Source organism: Streptomyces exfoliatus (genome assembly GCF_000725545.1).
Lineage (GTDB): Bacteria > Actinomycetota > Actinomycetes > Streptomycetales > Streptomycetaceae > Streptomyces > Streptomyces exfoliatus.
This window is the reverse complement of sequence record NZ_JNZP01000049.1, coordinates 1-17,748: the sequence shown is the minus strand read 5'-3', so window position 1 is coordinate 17,748 and position 17,748 is coordinate 1. Positions and strand designations below refer to the sequence as shown.

At 72.7% G+C, this 17,748-nt stretch carries 15 protein-coding genes; 4 read left to right on the top strand and 11 right to left on the bottom strand.

Annotation, left to right across the window (positions count from 1 at the left end; all coding sequences use genetic code 11):
* A partial coding sequence (locus tag IO20_RS0132900; RefSeq protein WP_030556551.1) for an elongation factor G occupies window positions 1-1,200 on the top strand: 1,200 nt, incomplete at its 5' end.
* Between the two features lie 105 nt (window positions 1,201-1,305).
* On the opposite strand, the gene IO20_RS0132895 is transcribed toward IO20_RS0132900, so the two are convergent.
* The 11 genes from IO20_RS0132895 to IO20_RS0132845 form a co-directional block, all read right to left on the bottom strand.
* A complete protein-coding gene (locus IO20_RS0132895) occupies window positions 1,306-1,917 on the bottom strand; it encodes a dTDP-4-dehydrorhamnose 3,5-epimerase family protein (protein WP_030556553.1) in 612 nt (203 codons plus the stop codon).
* A 55-nt stretch (window positions 1,918-1,972) separates the two neighbouring features.
* Window positions 1,973-3,010, bottom strand: coding sequence for an alpha-ketoacid dehydrogenase subunit beta (locus IO20_RS0132890; protein ID WP_030556555.1), 1,038 nt, complete (start codon window positions 3,008-3,010; stop codon window positions 1,973-1,975).
* A gap of 33 nt (window positions 3,011-3,043) precedes the next feature.
* Window positions 3,044-4,021, bottom strand: coding sequence for a thiamine pyrophosphate-dependent dehydrogenase E1 component subunit alpha (locus IO20_RS0132885; RefSeq protein WP_030556557.1), 978 nt, complete (start codon window positions 4,019-4,021; stop codon window positions 3,044-3,046).
* Window positions 4,022-4,056: 35 nt separating this feature from the next.
* Window positions 4,057-5,508 (bottom strand): NDP-hexose 2,3-dehydratase family protein, encoded by a 1,452-nt coding sequence (locus IO20_RS0132880; protein WP_051875099.1) that lies wholly within the window; start codon window positions 5,506-5,508, stop codon window positions 4,057-4,059.
* A complete protein-coding gene (locus IO20_RS0132875) occupies window positions 5,505-6,788 on the bottom strand; it encodes an activator-dependent family glycosyltransferase (protein ID WP_030556562.1) in 1,284 nt (427 codons plus the stop codon). The genes IO20_RS0132880 and IO20_RS0132875 overlap by 4 nt, the downstream gene beginning before the upstream one ends.
* 50 nt (window positions 6,789-6,838) lie before the next feature.
* Window positions 6,839-7,921 carry a cytochrome P450 gene (locus IO20_RS0132870; RefSeq protein WP_051875090.1) on the bottom strand — a complete coding sequence of 361 codons (1,083 nt, stop codon included), beginning with the start codon at window positions 7,919-7,921 and terminating at the stop codon, window positions 6,839-6,841.
* 97 nt (window positions 7,922-8,018) lie between these two features.
* Entirely contained in the window at window positions 8,019-9,233 is a 1,215-nt protein-coding gene (locus IO20_RS0132865; RefSeq protein ID WP_030556566.1) for an FAD-dependent monooxygenase, read from the bottom strand.
* Window positions 9,227-11,221 carry an anthranilate synthase family protein gene (locus IO20_RS0132860; RefSeq protein ID WP_051875093.1) on the bottom strand — a complete coding sequence of 665 codons (1,995 nt, stop codon included), beginning with the start codon at window positions 11,219-11,221 and terminating at the stop codon, window positions 9,227-9,229. The genes IO20_RS0132865 and IO20_RS0132860 overlap by 7 nt, the downstream gene beginning before the upstream one ends.
* 4 nt (window positions 11,222-11,225) lie before the next feature.
* The gene (locus IO20_RS0132855; protein ID WP_030556570.1) at window positions 11,226-11,894 is read right to left on the bottom strand and encodes an isochorismatase family protein; all 669 of its coding nucleotides are present in this window, start codon (window positions 11,892-11,894) and stop codon (window positions 11,226-11,228) included.
* A 166-nt stretch (window positions 11,895-12,060) separates the two neighbouring features.
* Window positions 12,061-12,873, bottom strand: coding sequence for a 2,3-dihydro-2,3-dihydroxybenzoate dehydrogenase (locus IO20_RS0132850; RefSeq protein ID WP_051875094.1), 813 nt, complete (start codon window positions 12,871-12,873; stop codon window positions 12,061-12,063).
* 60 nt (window positions 12,874-12,933) lie between these two features.
* Window positions 12,934-14,127, bottom strand: coding sequence for a 3-deoxy-7-phosphoheptulonate synthase (locus IO20_RS0132845; protein WP_078946286.1), 1,194 nt, complete (start codon window positions 14,125-14,127; stop codon window positions 12,934-12,936).
* Window positions 14,128-14,499: 372 nt separating this feature from the next.
* On the opposite strand from IO20_RS0132845, the gene rfbB reads away from it, so the two are divergent.
* Genes rfbB through IO20_RS0132830 form a run of 3 tightly spaced genes read left to right on the top strand, consistent with a single transcriptional unit; the run spans window position 14,500 to window position 17,732 of the window.
* The gene (rfbB, locus tag IO20_RS0132840) at window positions 14,500-15,528 is read left to right on the top strand and encodes a dTDP-glucose 4,6-dehydratase (RefSeq protein ID WP_051875097.1); all 1,029 of its coding nucleotides are present in this window, start codon (window positions 14,500-14,502) and stop codon (window positions 15,526-15,528) included.
* 29 nt (window positions 15,529-15,557) lie between these two features.
* Window positions 15,558-16,427, top strand: coding sequence for a glucose-1-phosphate thymidylyltransferase RfbA (gene rfbA / locus IO20_RS0132835; protein WP_030556578.1), 870 nt, complete (start codon window positions 15,558-15,560; stop codon window positions 16,425-16,427).
* Window positions 16,428-16,457: 30 nt separating this feature from the next.
* Window positions 16,458-17,732 carry an acyltransferase family protein gene (locus tag IO20_RS0132830; protein ID WP_051894202.1) on the top strand — a complete coding sequence of 425 codons (1,275 nt, stop codon included), beginning with the start codon at window positions 16,458-16,460 and terminating at the stop codon, window positions 17,730-17,732.
* The last annotated feature ends 16 nt before the right edge of the window (window positions 17,733-17,748 follow it).

Genomic DNA, 17,748 nt, shown 5'->3' with positions numbered 1-17,748 from the left:
GCGGAGGAGATCGTGCGGCGCAAGCCGTCCGACGACGAGCCGCTGTCGGCCCTCGCGTTCAAGATCGCGAGCGACCCGCACCTCGGCAAGCTCACCTTCATCCGGGTCTACTCGGGTCGCCTGGAGGCCGGCACCGCGGTGCTGAACTCCGTCAAGGGCAAGAAGGAGCGCATCGGCAAGATCTACCGCATGCACGCGAACAAGCGCACCGAGATCGACTCGGTGGGCGCCGGCGACATCGTCGCCGTCATGGGCCTCAAGCAGACCACCACCGGTGAGACGCTGTGCGACGAGAAGAACCCGGTCGTCCTGGAGTCCATGGACTTCCCGGCGCCGGTCATCCAGGTCGCCATCGAGCCCAAGTCCAAGGGTGACCAGGAGAAGCTGGGCGTCGCCATCCAGCGTCTCGCGGAGGAGGACCCCTCCTTCCAGGTCCACACCGACGAGGAGACCGGCCAGACCATCATCGCCGGCATGGGCGAGCTCCACCTCGACGTCCTCGTCGACCGCATGCGTCGCGAGTTCAAGGTCGAGGCGAACGTCGGCAAGCCGCAGGTCGCCTACCGCGAGACGATCCGCGGCACGGTGGACCGGCTCGACTTCACGCACAAGAAGCAGACGGGCGGCACCGGCCAGTTCGCCAGGGTGCAGATCGCGATCGAGCCGATCGACGGCGACGACTACGTGTTCGTCAACAAGGTCACCGGCGGCCGCGTCCCGCGCGAGTACATACCGTCCGTGGACGCGGGCTGCCAGGAGGCCATGAGCTTCGGCGTGCTCGCCGGACACCCCCTGACGGGCATCAAGGTCACGCTGCTCGACGGCGCCTTCCACGAGGTCGACTCCTCCGAACTGGCCTTCAAGATCGCCGGTTCGATGGCCTTCAAGGAGGCCGCGAGGAAGGCGTCCCCGGTGCTGCTCGAACCGATGATGTCCGTCGAGGTCACCACGCCCGAGGACTACGTGGGCGAGGTCATCGGCGACATCAACTCCCGCCGTGGCCAGATCCAGTCCATGGAGGAGCGGCACGGCGCCCGACTGGTGACCGGTCTCGTGCCGCTGTCGGAGATGTTCGGCTACGTCGGAGACCTCCGCAGCAAGACCTCGGGCCGCGCCAACTACTCGATGCAGTTCCACTCCTACGCCGAGGTCCCGCGCACCGTAGCCGAGGACATCGTCGCGAAGGCGAGCGCCGTATAGATCGTGCGCCCGCCCCGGGGGGCGGACGACGCCGTGGCGGGAGACCCGGACCAGGGTCTCCCGCCACGGCGTTCACGCATGTCCGTGCCACGGACGGTGGTGCCCTCAGTTCCGTACCGCACCCGACCGCGCGTCGAGCCGCAGGCTCTCTTCGAAGTCGGGCAGGATGCCCAGCTCCCGGGCCTCGGCGAGCGTCGGAGCCGTGCGGTCGCGCTCCGACAACAGCAGGTCGAGCCCGTCAGGGAAGGGCAGGGCGAGCTCCGGGTCCAGCGGGTGGATGGCGTGCTCGCGCTGCGGCTCGTACCCCGTGGACAGCAGGTACGAGATCGTGGTCTCGTCCTCGAGGGCCACGAACAGGTGCCCCACCCCGATCGGGATGTGGACCGACCGGCGGTCCACGGGGTCGAGCTCGACGGAGTCCCACATGCCGAAGGTGGGCGATCCGACCCGGGTGTCGACGATGTAGTCCAGGGCCCTGCCGCGCGTGCAGTAGGCGTACTTCCCCATGCCCGGCGGCACGGCGGTGAAGTGGATGCCGCGCACGACGCCCCGTTTGGAGACGCTGTAGCTCGACTGCGCCACGGGGTACAGCGGTCGCCCCAGGGCCTCGGTGAAGACGTCCTCCTGGTAGGGGGAGAGAAAGACTCCCCGCGGATCGCCGTACACCTGCGGGGTGAACTCGTACGCCCCTTCGATCTTCAACTCGCGTACCTGCACCGGTTGCTCCTCACATCGTGTGACGTACTTCGTGCGGTGGTGGGGGAAAGGGCGCTCAGAACGGACCCTGGAAGCCGGCGCTCACGCTGGCCAGTCGCGGCAGCACCGCACCCGCCTCGCCGCACACGTCCAGGCAGGCGGACACGATGCTGCTCGCGTTCGGGTGGAACGCCTCCTCCAGCGGGTGCGACACCGGCGCGGGACTGTCGGGCAGCGACACGCGACGGACCGGGGCGCGCAGCGCGTGCGGCACGTGCTCGGCCACGACCGCGGCGACCTCGGCGGTGAACCCGTACCGCGCCCAGCTGGTGTCGGCGACGACGAGCCGGCCGGTCTTGGCGACGGACTCGCAGATGATGCCCTCGTCCAGCGGCCGCAGGCTGCGGACGTCCACCACCTCGACGCTGATGCCGCGTTCGGCCAGCTGCTCGGCCGCGCGCTCCGCCTCGTGCACCATCAGCGACGCCGCGACGACGGTGACGTCGGTGCCCGCGCGCGCGATCCGGCCGACCCCGAACGGGACCGGCACCGGCTCCTCGGGCACCTCGCCGACGAGCGGGTACAGGTTGCGGTTCTCGATCAGGACGACGGGGGTGTCGCCGGTCAGGGCCTGCACGAGCATGCCCTTGGCGTCGGCCGGCGTGGCGGGCGTCGCCACGTGCAGGCCCGCGTAGTGGGCGAACGTCGCGTGCGGACTCTGCGAGTGGGTCGAGCCCTGCCCCCAGCCCCGGCCGACGACGCCCCGGGTCACCACCGGCACGCCGCCCTTGTCGCCGCCGTAGGTGTAGCGCCACTTGGCGGCCATGTTCACGAGCGCGTCCATCGCCAGGAACATGAAATCCGCGCGTACGTGCACCACGAGCGGGCGCTGTCCCGCCGCGGCGGCTCCGACCGCGATGCCGGCGGTGGCGTTCTCCGCGTTGGGCATGTCCACCACCCGGCTGGGGCCGAACCGCCGGAACGCCTCCTTCGTGGTGCCGAACGCCCCGGCCACGTCGTCGACGCCCTCGCCGGCGACGAAGATCCTCTCGTCGCGTTCCATGCACTGCACGGTGGCTTCGCTGATGGCCTGCCAGTAGGTCAGGGTGCGCATGTCCGATCTCCTCTTGCCTGGAATGTGCCGGGGTCAGCGGGCCGCGGGCAGGTACGCGCCCGAGAGCAGCCCGGCGGTGTCGGGGAAGGGCAGGGCCTTGGCGCGGTCGACCGCCGCGTGGACCTCCCGGCGGAACTCGGCGCGCCAGGACTCCACCAGCGCGTCGATGCCGGGCGTCTCGTCGCGCACCGCGCCGGCGGCGCGCACGATGGGGCAGCCCGCCATCCAGGACTCGATCTCCTCCTGCGAGCGGTAGCCGTGGTCGTGGTCCAGGCCGGGTCCGACGTGTGCGCGCCAGCGGTACGTGGCGAGTTCGAGCAGGACCGGGCCCCGGCCGTCGCGCGCGTGCTCCACCGCGTCGCGGGCGGCGTCCCGGACGCCGAACACGTCGTTGCCGTCGACCGCGAGCGAGCGCACCCCGCACGCCTCGGCGCGACCGCGCACCGAGGTGCCCGGGGCGTGCCGGACACCGAGCGGCGAGGAGATGGAGTACTGGTTGTTCTCGCAGACGAAGACCACGGGGACGCGGTGGACGGCGGCGAAGTTCAGCGACTCGAAGAACACGCCCTCGTCCGCCGCCCCCTCACCGAAGTAGGTGAGCGCCACCCGCCGCTCGCCGGCCCGGGCGAACGCCCATCCGGCGCCCACGGCGGCGGCGATCATCTCGCCGAGGATGGCGGCCGAGCCGGCGAACCCGGCGGCCTGGTCCATCACGTGCATGGAGCCGCCCCGGCCGCGCGAGCATCCGGCCTCCTTGCCGTACAGCTCCGCGACGAGCGCTTCGAGGTCGCCGCCCTTGGCGAGGTACGGGGCGTGCGAGCGGTGCCCCGAGTAGACCCAGTCCCGCGGGGTGGTCACCGCGCACACGCCCACCGCGGTCGCCTCCTGCCCGATGGAGAAGTGCGTGGGGGTACGCATCTCCTGCTCGTCGCGGTAGTAGTCGGCGAGCACCTCCTCCACGGTGCGGATGCGCACCATGTCCCGGATCAGCCGGGTGCGGGAAGACAGCATCGTCAAGTCCTTTCTCTGTGATGTCGTCGTCGCCGTCACCGCGGCACGACCAGGAGGCTGCGCAGGCACGCGACGAGGCTGCGGGCCTCGACGCCGAGGTAGTAGCTGTGGCGCAGCAGGGCGGTGAGCTGCCGCAGGGTCACCCAGCGGAACCCGGGCGGCTCGCCCTGGTCGTCGTCCGCCTCGACGACCAGGTAACGGTTGCGGGTGTGGTGGAAGCGGCCGCCCTCCTCGGAGAGGACGGCGTCGAACCTGACGCGTTCCGGTCCGGCGGCGAGCACCTCGTCGAGGAAGGCGGGCCGGGCCGCGGGCGGCAGGACGGCGTAGTTGCGCGGATTGCACTGCACCGTGGGCGCGAGCTCGACCGTGTCGTTGTGGCCCGGCTCGTCCTTGGCCTGCACCAGGACGTGCAGTACGCCGTCGACGCTGCGGGTCAGGAAGGCGATCACGCCCGTGCCCCCGGCCGCGACCAGGGGCTGGGTCCACTGGTCCACCTCGCGTCCGCGGCCGCGCACCCGGACGCCCCTCACGTCGAAGAAGAGGCCGCTCTCGTGGCTGATCCTGCCGCCCTCGGTGTGCCACCCCTCGGCCTGGTTCAACGGCACGATGCGGGAACGGAGTTCGGCGGTGCTGCGGGCGTCCGAGATCCAGTGCAGGACCGAGGACATCGTGTGCGCGCCCTCGTCGGCACCGGCACCGCAGGACCTGAGCAGCGCGGTGCGAAAGGCGTCCGGGCCCGCCGGCGCGCCCTGGTCCAGGCCGGGGCCTTCGAGGGGCAGACAGGACAGCACGGTGCGCGAGTCCATGTTGACCACGTCGTCCAGGGCCAGCAGCCGGTGTATCTGACCGAGCGTCATCCAGCGGAAGCCGTCCCGTACGGCGACGGGTTCGCGGACCTCGACGACCATGTTGCGGTTGCGCTTGCGGAAGAACCAGGCGCCCTGCTCGGACTGGCGCACGTCCGCCAGGACCATGTGCCGCGCGGCGTCGCGGAAGTACTCGACGTACGGGACCGGGCGGCCGCGGTGCGCGCCGGTGTAGTTGCTCCGGGTGGCCTGCACGGTGGGCGAGAGCTGGACCCCGTTGTGGTTGCCCGGCTCCATCTTGGCCTGCATCAGGAAGTGCGCGACCCCGTCGATCTCCGTCATCAGCAGCCCGAGGATGCCGGTCTCCGGCTGGTTGATGACCGGCTGGCACCACCGGTCGACGGCCGCCCCCGGACGCTCGACCGACAGGCCCTCCACGGAGAAGAAGCGCCCGCTCTCGTGGACCAGGTCGCCGGTGTCCGGCCTGCGGTGCCAACCGGCGAGCTCGTCCAGCGGCACGGGCTCCACCTCGGCGGCGAGGCGCTCGGAGCACTCGGCGAGCCACTGGTCGCAGTCCGCGGCCGTGCCCGCGCTCGTGGACAGGGTCGCGGCCGAGCGTGCCAGGCGCAGGGCCGTCGGCACGTGCGCGGGAGCGGCCGCGGGCAGCGCGGACACGGTCATCGCGCCGTCTCCGCCCATTCCTCGACCCGGCGCTCCAGGGTGGCGACGAGGTCGGCGGGGGAGGGCTGGGCCAGCAACTCGTCCCGCATGCGGGCGGCGCCGGCGGCGAAGCGGGGCTCGTCGAGGAGCCGGGCGACGCCGTCGCGGACGGAGCCGGCCGTGGCGGCGTCGGCCGCCAGGGCGAGACCGGCGTCCAGCTCCTCCTGGCGCCGGGCGATCATCCACGTGTCGTAGCCGTAGCCGAGGACCAGCTGGGGCACGCCGTGGTGCACCGCGGTCAGCCGCGAGCCGATGCCCCCGTGGTGCACGACCGCCGCGCACGTGGGGAGCAGGTCGTGCAGCGGTACGAAGTCCACCAGCCGGACGTTGTCCGGGAGCGGGCCGAGCCCGGCCGCCTCGTCCCCACCGAGCGTGGCGACGACCTCCACGTCCAGGGAGGCGAGCCCGGTGAGGATCTCGGCGACCGTGGTCCCGGTGTTCTCCAGCTCGTTGGAGCGCCCCAGGGTCAGGCACACGCGCTTGCGGCCGGCGGGCTCGCGCAGCCACTCCGGGACGACGGAGGCACCGTTGTACGGGACGTAGCGCAGCCCCTCGACGGGGCCGCTGGTGTCCAGCCGCGTGCTGGGCACCGAGGTGTCGATGGTGAACCCGCCGGTGCGCAGCCGCTCCGTCCAGGAGCCGCCGTGCCGGAGCATGACCGGCTCGAACCACTCGCGGGTGGGGTCCTCGCGGTGCGCCCCGGGCTGCTCCTCGTACCGCCGCAGGAACGCCTCGCGGGCCCGGCCGATGAAGTCGAGGCCGTACACGAACCGGGCGTGCGGCACGCCGAGGAGCTCGGCCACCACCGCGCCCGCGACGGTGAGCTGCTCCCACACCACCAGGTCGGGCTGCCAGTGGCGGGCGTACGCCAGCAACTCCTCGATCATCGGGTCGTTGTTGATCCCGGCGTACAGCGCGGGGACGAGCACCTTCTCCAGGCCCAGGAGCCCCTCCCAGCTCCAGGCCGACGCGTCGGTCATCGGCCAGTCGAAGGACCCCAGGAAGTCGGACGCGCCCTCGCCCATCAACCGCCCGTACAGGCCGGGTTCGTAGGGGTCACCGGCATACCAGGCGGGCGCGCCGACCGGCACCGCGGTCATGCCGGCCCCGGTGGACGTCTCCGTCAGGTCGGGGTGCCCGGCGACCCGTACCTCGTGGCCGGCCGCGCGCAGCGCCCAGGCCAGGGGCAGCATCGGCTGGAAGTGCGTCGGGTGGGGCATGCTGACGAAAAGGATCTTCACGCTGGGTACTTCCTCACTGGGCCCGTCCGGTGGTGGCGGGCCGTCGTCGTTCAGCCCGTGACGACGGGGCAGGCGAGCAGGGACGGGGACACCGGTGCGGCGGTGCGGCGGACCAGGGGCCCGGGGGCGGGGCGGGGGCGGAGCGCGGCGAGCGTGAGCAGGCCCCGCGTCGCGCACGCGACGGCGAAGGGCAGCGCGCCCTCGCGGGCCGCGCCCGGCACCAGCACGGCGGCCAGCTCGTCCCCGGAGCGCTCCGGGTCGAAGCGGTCCGGGTCGGTGAAGACCTCGGGGTCGCGGTTGGCGGCCCCCAGGTGCGACACCACGCGCTCCCCGGCGGCGATCTCCTCGCCGGCCAGGACGCACCCGGTCGCCGCGGTCGCCGCTTCGAGACGTACGGGCGGGGCCAGGCGCAGCGTCTCCAGCACCGCGCGCCGCGCGCGGTCGGGGTCCTGGTCCAGCAGGTCCCAGGAGGGTTCGCCGTCCGGTGCGAGGCCGAGCACGACGGCGCCGGTCACCAGGTCGGTCGCCATCGTGGTCCCGGCGACGGCGCCGGCCAGGCCCCCCGGCGCAGCCGCGGGGACGAGGCGGCGCAGATCCGCCATGGCCTCCGTGATCGCGAGGGTGCGGTCCAGGCCCTGCGGGTAGAAGGGCGCGTCGAGTGCTCCCGCGGTCCGCGCGACGGCGGTGCGCAGGGCCTGTTCGGCGTCCGCGCCGAGCCCCCACGCGGCCGCCAGGGTGCCGAAGGCCGCGTCGCGGGCGACGGCGACCAGGTCCGTCACGCCGCCCGCGCGGCCCAGCGCCCGCTGCCACGCCTGATCGGCGTGGTGCGGGGACGCCGCCCCGGCATCCGGCCACGGCGCGTCCTCGCCACCGTCCGGGAGGTCGAGGAGCGGGGCGCCGCGCAGGGCGGGGGCCGACTGGGCGGCGCTGACGGAGGCGTGGCGCGCGGCGACCCGGTCGCCGGTGCCGCCGCGGGTCAGCACATGCTCGCGCAGCCGCTGCCAGTGGGCGCGGGGGTCGCTGTCGAGCCCCCGCAGCAGCGCCGCGTGGCTGTCGCCCCGCGCGGCGGCGAGCCACACCAGGGCCTGCCGCAGTTGCAGTCGGCGCGCCAGTCCGCGCTCGGTGGTGTCCACGCTGGGAGTTCCTTTCTGGCGGGGGCAGGGAAGCCCCCTGGTCACGGCTTGTGGAGAGGACGGGCGGGGCTCGTCACGGCGCGACGGGCCCGGCGCGTCAGGTGAGGACGACCGCCTGGGCGGCCCCGTGGCCGGCCGGACCGCCGAGGGGATGGCCGTGCAGCCAGTCCACCGCCGCCAGCAGGTCGTCCGGGGAGAGCGACGCGAGCATCGCGTCGCGTTCGACGGCCGCCGTGCCCCCCGGGTGGTAGAGGGCGTGCCCCATCCACGTGGAGACCTCCTGGACCCGGGCGGCGCGCTCGCCGCGCAGTTCGGCGAAGAGGGCCAGGCGCCCGGCCACGTCCACGGGCGCGCCCTCCAGCACCTCGCCGAGCACCACCGCGTCCTCCAGGGCCATGCAGGCACCCTGGGCCGCGTACTGGAGCATGGCGTGCGCGGCGTCGCCCGTGAGGCAGACGCGGCCCTCGGTCCAGGTGCCGGTCGGCGGCCGGTCGCACAGCACCCAGGTCCGCCACTCCCGGCCGAGGCCGAGCAGGGCGCGGGCCCGCGGATGCAGGTCGGGGAAGCTCGCGAGCACCTCGTCGCGGCTGGTGGGGACACCGGCCACGGCGGCGCGCGCCCCGTCGTCGCGCGTGATGGCCAGGTTCAGCTTCTCGCCGTTGGCGAGGGGGTAGTGCACCATGTGCCAGCCGGGGCCGGCCCACAGGTTCACCGAGTTCCAGCGCAGCTCGGCCGGCACGTCCGCCATCGGTACGACGGTGCGGTGGATGGTGTGCCCCGAGACCCGCGGCGGCCCGTCGTCCAGCATCTGGGCGCGCACCCGGGAGCGGATGCCGTCCGCCCCCACCAGCGCGTCGGCCTCCACGGTCCGTCCGTCCGCCGTGATCACGTGGACCGCGTCGGGGGTGTCGCGGTAGCCGGTCACGGTCGTGCCGGGGTGTAGTACGACGCGTTCGTGCTCCTGACAGGCGCTCAGCAGCGCGCTGTGCAGGTCGCCGCGCCGCACGACGGCGTACGGGTCGCCGAACCGCCTCTGGTAGGCGTCGTCCAGGGGCATCTCGGTCAGCAGTGCCCCGGAGCGGGCGTCCAGCAGGCGCAGGGCCTCCACGCGCACGGCGCGCGCGCCCACCGGTTCGGCGACGCCGAGGCGGCGCAGGGCCTGGAAGGCGTTGGGGGCCAGTTGGATGCCCGCCCCGAGTTCGGCGAAATCGGTGTTGCGTTCCAGTACGTGGGCGGTGTGCCCCGCTCGGGCGACGGCGAGGGCGGACGCGAGGCCGCCGATCCCGCCGCCTGCGACGGCGATGTTCAGCACGATGTCCACCTCGTGGTCGACGGGGACGGAGGGGAGGAGGCGAGGACGGGAGCGCCCGCCAGGGCGTCGTCCGGCGCGGCGAGCAGGGCGGCCACCGTCCCGGCCAGGACGGCCACGCCGTCCCGGCTCAGCAGTGACTCCGGGTGGAACTGCAGCGAGGCGAAGCCGGGGCCGCGCAGACCGTGCACCTGCCCGGTGTCCGGGTCGCGGCTGACCTCGACGGGGGCGTCGAGCCCGGGGACCTCGACCACGCTGTCGGCGCTGGTCAGGGCGAAGGTGTTGTAGAAGCCCGCGATGACGGGCTCACCGAAGTGGCTGATCTTCTTCTGCACGCCCTGGTTGGGCCGCTCGCGGCGCACCAGTTCCAGTCCGAGGAGCAGGCCGAGCACCTGGTGGCTCAGACAGACCGCGAGGAAGGGCGTCGAGGTGTTCATCAGGCGCCGGATCCCGTCGCGCAGCGCGGTGATCCGGGCGCTGTCGGTGTCGCGGGGGTCGCCGGGGCCCGGTCCCATGACCACCAGGTCGTACCCGGCGGTGTCGCCCGGGTCGTCGAACCGCCGTACGTCGACGCGCAGTCCCAGGGAGCGGAGCACCACGGCGATCATCGCGGTGAAGTCGTCCTCCGCGTCCACGACCAGGACGCGCCGGCCCTCGTACGGCCGCAGCGGAGCCGGGACGGCGGTGGTCGACGAGAGGTCCAGCCAGAACGGTGCGAGGTCCGCGTTGCGGTCCTCCAGGGCCTCGCGCACCAGCGGGTGGTCGGCGAGCCCGGAGCCGGCCGGCCGCCGCGTCGCCGAGGAACCCGCCACGCCCAGGGCGCTGAGCACGCCGCGTGCCTTGGCGTGCGTCTCGGCCACCTCGGAGAGCGGGTCCGAGTCGCGCACCAGCGTCGCACCGACCGCGAGGCGCAGCCTTCGGCCCGTGACGGCCGTCGTCCGCAGCATGATCGCCGAGTCGAGCGAGGGGTTGCTGTTGACGTCCCTGCTGATCAGGGCGACGACGCCGCTGTAGTAGCCCCGTCCGCGCGGTTCGTACTCCCGCACCACCCGGCAGGCGCTCTCCAGCGGACTGCCGATGACCGTCGGGGCGAACATCGACTCGCGGAGGATCTCGCGGACGTCCCGGGTGGTACGGCCCTGGATGAGGTACTCGGTGTGGGCGAGGGTGGCCATCTCCTTGAGGTACGGACCGACGACGCGACCGCCCCCGTCACAGATGCGGGCCATCATCTTCAGTTCCTCGTCGACCACCATGCACAGCTCGCCCGCCTCCTTGGAGTCGGCGAGGAAGCGCATCACGTCGTCGAGGCCGGCGCCCCCGGGCGGGTAGCGCAGTGTGCCGCTGATCGGGTTCATGACGGCGGTGCCGTCGAACAGGCTGATGTGCCGCTCGGGGGTGGCGCCGACGAAGGTCCGGTCACCGGTGTGCACCACGAACGTCCAGTACGCGCCCCGTTCGCCGCCGAGCAGCCTGCGGAACAGGCTCAGTGCCACGGTGGGCGACCAGTCGGTGAGGTCGGCGGTGAAGGCGCGGCTGATGACGAAGTTGGCCCCCGAGCCGTTGCCGATCTCCTCCTCCAGGACCCGGCGCACCAGCGAGGCGTACGCGTCGTCGTCCATGTCGAAGCGCGCGTTCGACAGGTCGACCGGTACGTCGGGCAGGAGGGCCAGGGCTTGGTCGAGGGGGTGGGTGGCCTGGTCGGAGACGCTCAGGGCGAGCAGGGGGGAGCCGTCGTCGTGGCAGGCGAAGCCCCGCTCGACGACCTGGCGGTAGGGCACCAGGACGAGGGTCTCGTGGCCCGGCCCGTCCTCGCGCGGCCGGGCGTTCAGCGGGATGTCGGCCAGCCGGGTCACCTCGCTCACGTCACCGAGCAGGAGCTCCACCTTGTCGCCCACGGCCTCGGGGCGGTGCAGCACGGCGAAGTCGGGGGCGTCCCCGGTGAGCACGCGGTCCAGGAGGTCGCCGAAGCGACGGTCCTCGGATGCCATCGCCTCAGCCCTGCCCGACGAGGGCGCCCGCGCCGAGGTCGGCGAGGACGGTGTCCGTGGGGAGGACCACCGAGCAGCGCGCGGCGGCGTACTCCAGGGCCGAGCGGTGGTGGGACTCGGAGAAGTCGGCGACGGCGTCGGCCACCAGGAAGGTCTCGACGTCGTGGGTGAAGGCGTCCACCGCCGTCATCAGACAGCCGACGTGGGCGTACACGCCGCAGATGACCAGCTGGTCGCGGCCCAGGCGCCTGAGGTGGTCCCGCAGGCCGTTCCCGTGGAACGCGCTGTAGCGCCACTTGGTGAAGACCGCGTCCGGCGCGTCCTGCGGGGACGGTGCGACCTCCTCGATGATCGCCCGGTGCTCGGGCGCGGTCTGCATGCCCGGCCCCCAGAAGTCCTTGAGCAGTCCGCGCTGGCCGTCCGTCATGTCCCCGGGCTGCGCGGTGTAGACGACCGGGATGCCCAGGCTCCGGCTCCGCTCCACGAGCTTGCGGGTGTTGCCGACCAGACTGAGCGCGGGCTCCTGGCCGGCGGGGAAAGGGGCCACGAAATAGCGCTGCATGTCGTGGACCAGGACGGCGGCGCGTCGTGGGTCAGGGCGCCAGGGGGCCGTGTTCGCGGGGAGCTCGTCCCGCTGCGGCATGGGGTAGGGGGCGATGCCGGGTATGGCCATGGGAAGTTTCTCCTGCGGGAGTCGAACCGGGTGTCGTACGGCCTGCGGAGGCGCGACCTGGGGACCTGCCCTCAACGTCGCGTCGTCCGCCCGAAGGGCGCCGGGCGGGAAGGCGAAGGCGTGAGATCCGGACGAGAGGCCCTAGGGCCTGTCCGGCGGACAGGCCCTAGCGGCCCAGGGCCGCGCCTCCGTCCACCTGGAGGTCGTGCATGGTGATGTGCGTGGCCCGCTCGGACAGCAGGAACGCCACGGCGTCCGCGATGTCCTCGGGGGCGGCGAACCTGCCGAGCGGGATGCCGACGCGGAAGTCCTCCAGGGACCCGCGCAGCGACCGCTCGGGACCGCTGTCGTCCGACCACAGGGAGCGGAGCATGGCGGTGTCGGTCGAGCCGGGGCAGACGGCGTTGCAGCGCACGCCGTGGCGTGCGAGTTCGAGGCCGAGGTTCTTGGTGAACGCCACCGCGGCCGCCTTCGAAGCGGCGTACGCGGCCATCCCGGCCCGGGGGACGACGGCCGCGTTCGACGCCACCGTGACGACGGCGCCGCGGCCGCGCCCGGCCATGCGGCGCCCGACGGCGGTGGAGACCCGGAAGACGCCGGAGGCGTTGACCGCGAAGGTACGCTCCCAGTCCTCCTCGGTGAGCGACAGCACGGGCCCGGCGACCATGACGCCCGCGACGTTGACGAGCTGGTCGATCGGGCCCAGCCGCTCCTCCACGGCGGCGACGACTGCCTCCACCTCGGCGGGCGAGGTGACGTCCGCGGCGAACGCGGTCACCGGCAGGCCCTTGTCCCGGGCCGTCCCCTCCAGTTCGGCGAGGGCGGGCGTGTCGAGGTCGACGGCGGCCACCCGCACGCCCGCCTCGGCGAGGGTGCGCACGACGGCCTCACCGATGCCGCCGGTCGCGCCGGTCACCAGCGCGACGTCGCCGACGAGCGCGGTGCCCGCTCGCCTCCCGGTGTCTTCCCTGTTCTTCAAATCTGCTTCTCCTCACGTCACTTGGTGGCCGGGCGGACCGATCCCTCAGGGGCCGCCGGGTCAGGCGTGCCAGGACCTGGCGAGGTGGCCGGCCTGGGTCAGGTCGAGCCGGGGGTCGCACAGCGTGGTGTACGGACCCGCGGGGGCTTCGTCGGGGGACCAGACGCACTCGGCGACGTCCTGGGCGGTGGCCTCCAGGTGCAGGCCGCCCGCGACGCCGCGTTCGGCGAGCACCACGTCCTGGAACGCCTCCACCTCGTCGACGAGGGACGCCACGACGCGCGTCTTGCGGCCGTCCGCGGCGAACACCGTGTTCCCGTGCATGGGGTCGCACAGCCAGATCACTGGGTGCCCGGCCGCCCGTACCGCCCGCACCAGCGGGGGAAGCGCGGTGCGGACGTGATCCGCGCCCATCCGGGCGATCAGGGTGAGCCGCCCGGGGCTGCGGCCGGGGTCCAGCGCGGCGCACAGGGCCAGCAGTTCGGCCTCGGTCGTGGTGGGGCCGACCTTGCAGGCCACCGGGTTGACGACCTGCGAGAGCAGCCGGACGTGGGCGCCCCCGGGCTGCCGGGTGCGCTCCCCGATCCAGGGCAGGTGGGTGGAGGCCAGGAGCACGGTGCCGTCGGGCAGTTCCCGCAGCAGCGGCTGCTCGTAGTCGAGCAGCAGCGCCTCGTGGCTGGTGTACACGGACGCGTCGCCGGCCTGAGCCGGTGCGCGTCCCTGCGCGGCCAGGGCCGAGTGGACGGTGGCGGCCAGGTCGTAGCACCGGAGCAGCCGGCGGGGGTCGGGGCGGCGCGCGACCGGATCGGGCTCGGGCGCGTTCACCATCGGCCCACGGTAGGCGGGCAGTTCGCGGTCACCGACCCGTTCGGTGGGCCGCGAGCGCGGCTTGGCGAACTGGCCCGCCATCCGGCCGACGCGCAGGACCCCGCGTCCGGTGCCGTCCTCCATCGCGGCGGCCAGCTCGTCGAGCAGGCGCACGGTGCCGCGCACACCGTGCGGGGTGCAGTGGGCGGGGTCCTCCGCGCAGTCGCCCGCCTGCAGCATCCGCAGGTTCCCGGCGGCCACCTCGGCCAGCAGGGACCTGAGGCGGGCCGTGTCCTCGGCGGTGACGAGGCCGGGGCGCCCGGCGAGCGACGCGCGGACGCGTCCCAGCACCTGCCGGTCGGGCCAGCCGGGCTGCTGTTCCGCGAGGGGGCCCGGGGCTGACTCTTCGGTCCCCACCGTGTGGACTCCGGCCGTGCTCTGCCCCACCTGGTTTCCCCTCCTGAAATGGCGAAATGCTCGTGCGAGCGGTGTGAAGTTCGCTCGCAAAAAGGCATTCGAGTCGAATTCCGGCCGCCGCCACCGGCAATGCGGCACGTAATCGATCTGCAAGGTACGTGCCTCGTTCGAGCCCAGTCAAGTGCAGATATCCGCACGTCAGAAGCGTTCTTACCTGCAGTGTTGATGTGGTTGCCTGCAAAGGCCTCAGGAATGTGCGGTTACATGCATCGCTTTACCTGTAATTGTTTTCGGCCTCAAAAGAATGGGGCTTTACAGTCCTCTCCCGGTTGATTTAGGTTCCTGCCGTCGCGCTGTTTTCGGGTGGCCGATCGTCATGCTTTGATTTCCCAGGAGGGGTACATGCAGAAGGGCACGCACCTGCTCGTCACCGGGGGTGCCGGCTTCATCGGATCCCACTACGTCCGCATGCTGCTCCGCTCGGTCGACGCGGAGGTGCGCGCGGTCACCGTCCTGGACAAGCTCACCTACGCCGGGAACCGCGCCAACCTCGCGGACCTGGCCGATGACGACCGGCTGCGCTTCCGCCGGGGCGACATCTGCGACCGCGCCACCCTCGACGCGCTGCTGCCCGGCGTCGACACGGTGGTGCACTTCGCCGCGGAGTCCCACGTCGACCGTTCGATCGAGGACAGCGGCGCCTTCCTGCGGACCAACGTCCTGGGGACGCAGAACCTGCTGGACGCCTCGATCCGCCACCACGTCCGCACCTTCGTGCACATCTCTACGGACGAGGTGTACGGGTCGATCGAGCACGGCTCCTGGGACGAGAGCCACCCCGTACGGCCCAACTCCCCCTACTCCGCCTCCAAGGCGTCGTCCGACCTGCTGGCCCTGGCCTGCCACCGCACCCACGGCCTCGACGTGCGCGTCACCCGCTGCTCCAACAACTACGGCCCGATGCAGCACCCGGAGAAGGTCATCCCCCACTTCACCACCCGGCTCCTCGACGGACTCCCCGTCCCGCTGTACGGGGACGGGGCCAACGTGCGCGACTGGCTGCACGTCGAGGACCACTGCCGGGGCATCGACCTCGTGCGCCGCGCGGGCCGCCCGGGCGAGGTCTACAACCTCGGCGGCGGAAAGGAACTGAGCAACCATCAGCTCACCCGCCGACTGCTCGGCGCCACCGGCAGGACCTGGTCCTCGGTGGACCGGGTGGCCGACCGCAAGGGCCACGACCTGCGCTACTCGGTCGACTGGAGCAAGGCGCGGGACGAGCTCGGCTACCGGCCGCTCCACGACTTCGACACCCAACTGGCCGCCACCGTCGACTGGTACCGGGACAACCCCGGCTGGTGGCGCCCGCTCGGTTCCGGCCTGCCGCCCCGCACCCACCGGTCCGGTGCGCCGACCGGCACCGTCAACTGACTTTTCCCAGGGCAAGGAAACCCATCGCGATGCGCGGAATTCTGCTGGCCGGCGGCTCCGGAACCAGGTTGCTGCCCCTGACCACCATCAGCTCCAAACAACTGCTGCCCGTCTACGACAAGCCCCTGGTGTACTACCCCCTGTCGGTGCTGATGCTCGCCGGGATGCGCGAGATCCTGGTCATCACCAACAGCAGCCACCTCGAGGCCTTCCGCTCCCTGCTCGGCGACGGCGGCCACCTCGGCCTCGACCTGCGGTACGCGGTGCAGGACGAGCCGCGCGGCATCGCCGAAGCCCTCGTCATCGGGCGGGAGTTCGCGGGCGACGAGGACGTCTGCCTGATCCTCGGCGACAACATCTTCTACGGCCAGGGGCTGCCCGCCACGCTGTACCGGGCCACGCAGGAGGTCGACGGCTGCACCGTCTTCGGCTACCCCGTCTCCGACCCCGAACGCTACGGCGTCGCCGTGCTCGACGCCGGCGGCGAACTCGTGGACATCGTGGAGAAGCCCGCGGAACCACCGTCCAACATCGCCGTCACCGGGCTGTACATGTACAGCAACGACGCCCTCGCCTACGCCGAGAAGATCTCGCCCTCGGCCCGCGGCGAGCTGGAGATCTCCGACGTCAACCGCCTGCTCGTGCGGGAGGGGCGCAGCCGGATCGTCCAGCTCGGCCGTGGCAACGCGTGGATCGACGCGGGCACCCACGACAGCCTGATGGAAGCCGGCCAGTACGTGCAGGTCCTTCAGAAGCGCCAGGGCATGCAGATCGCCTGCCTGGAGGAGACCGCCTTCCGCATGGGCTTCATCGGCATGGACCAGCTCAGGGAGCTCGCCGACCGGCTCACCGCCGGCTCCCTGTACGGCAGGCACGTCAGAGCCCTCGCCCAGGTCTGACCCCACATCGCCCCGACTCAGGAGATCCCCATGGAGAGCGCCGCGGGTGCTGCGCGCCACCACCGCCTCGATTCCCTCACCGGAGCCCGGTTCATCGCCGCTGCCCTGGTGTTCGTCTGCCACCTCGCCACCGGCGGCCTCTTCGCCGCGGGCTCCGGCGCCGCCGACGGACTGATGACCGCCACCAAGACCGCCGGGACCATCGGCGTCTCGTTCTTCTTCGTCCTCAGCGGCTTCGTCCTCACCTGGTCGACGCGCCCGGGGGAGACGTATGCCCGAGTGCTCCGTCGCCGCCTGGTGAAGATCTTCCCCAACCACGTGGTGACCTTCGCCCTGGCCATGGCCGTGTACGCCGCGGCCGCCACGCCCCTCGGCACGGCCGTGCTCAACCTGCTCCTGCTGCAGTCCTGGTCGACCGACCCGATGGTCTTCCTCAGCGTCAACGGAGCAAGCTGGTCGCTCTCCTGCGAGCTGCTCTTCTACGCCCTGTTCCCGCTGCTGCTCCCCCTGGTCGGCCGGATCCGCGCCGGCCGCCTGTGGTGGTGGGCCGCGGGCTTCGCCGCGGCCGTCATGCTGCTGCCGCTCGCGGCCGCCCACCTGCTCCCGTCGTCGCCCGCGTTCCCGACGGTCGGTTCGTGGCTGGACGGCGTGTCCGTCAAGGGGCTGTGGTTCGTCTACATCTTCCCGCTGTCCCGGCTCCTCGAGTTCGTTCTCGGCATGCTGATGGCACGCGTGGTCCTCAGCGGCCGGTGGATCGGCCTCGGCGCGCTGCCCGCCGCCGCGCTGACCGCCGTGGCGTACGTCGTGGGCGTGTACACCCCGATGCTGTTCACCGCCGCGGCGGTGACCGTCGTCCCGCTCGCCCTGTTCATCGCGGCGCTCGCCACCGCCGACGCCGAGGGCCTGCGCACGGGCCTCAAGGGCCGCGTGATGCGCCGCCTGGGCGAGGTGTCGTTCGCCTTCTACCTCCTGCACGGCATCGTGCTGGCCTACATCGGCGATCAACTCGCGGGCTTGTCGCACCCGTTGACGACCGCGCAGAGCGTGCTGGTCTCACTGCTCGCCCTGGTGGTCAGCCTGCTGCTGTCCCTGGCCCTCTACCACGGGGTCGAAACACCGGTCATGCGCCGCTGGGGTCGCCCCCGGCGCGCCGCGTCCCCCGTGTCCGCGGAACTCCCCGAGCCCGCCGCGTCCCCCGCGTCCCCCGTGTCCGCGGAACTCCCCGAGCCCGCCGCGTCCCCCGCGTCCCCCGTGTCCGCGGAACTCCCCGAGCCCGCCGCGGAAGGCGCCCTGCCCCGCGCCTGATACGACCCTCCCGCCC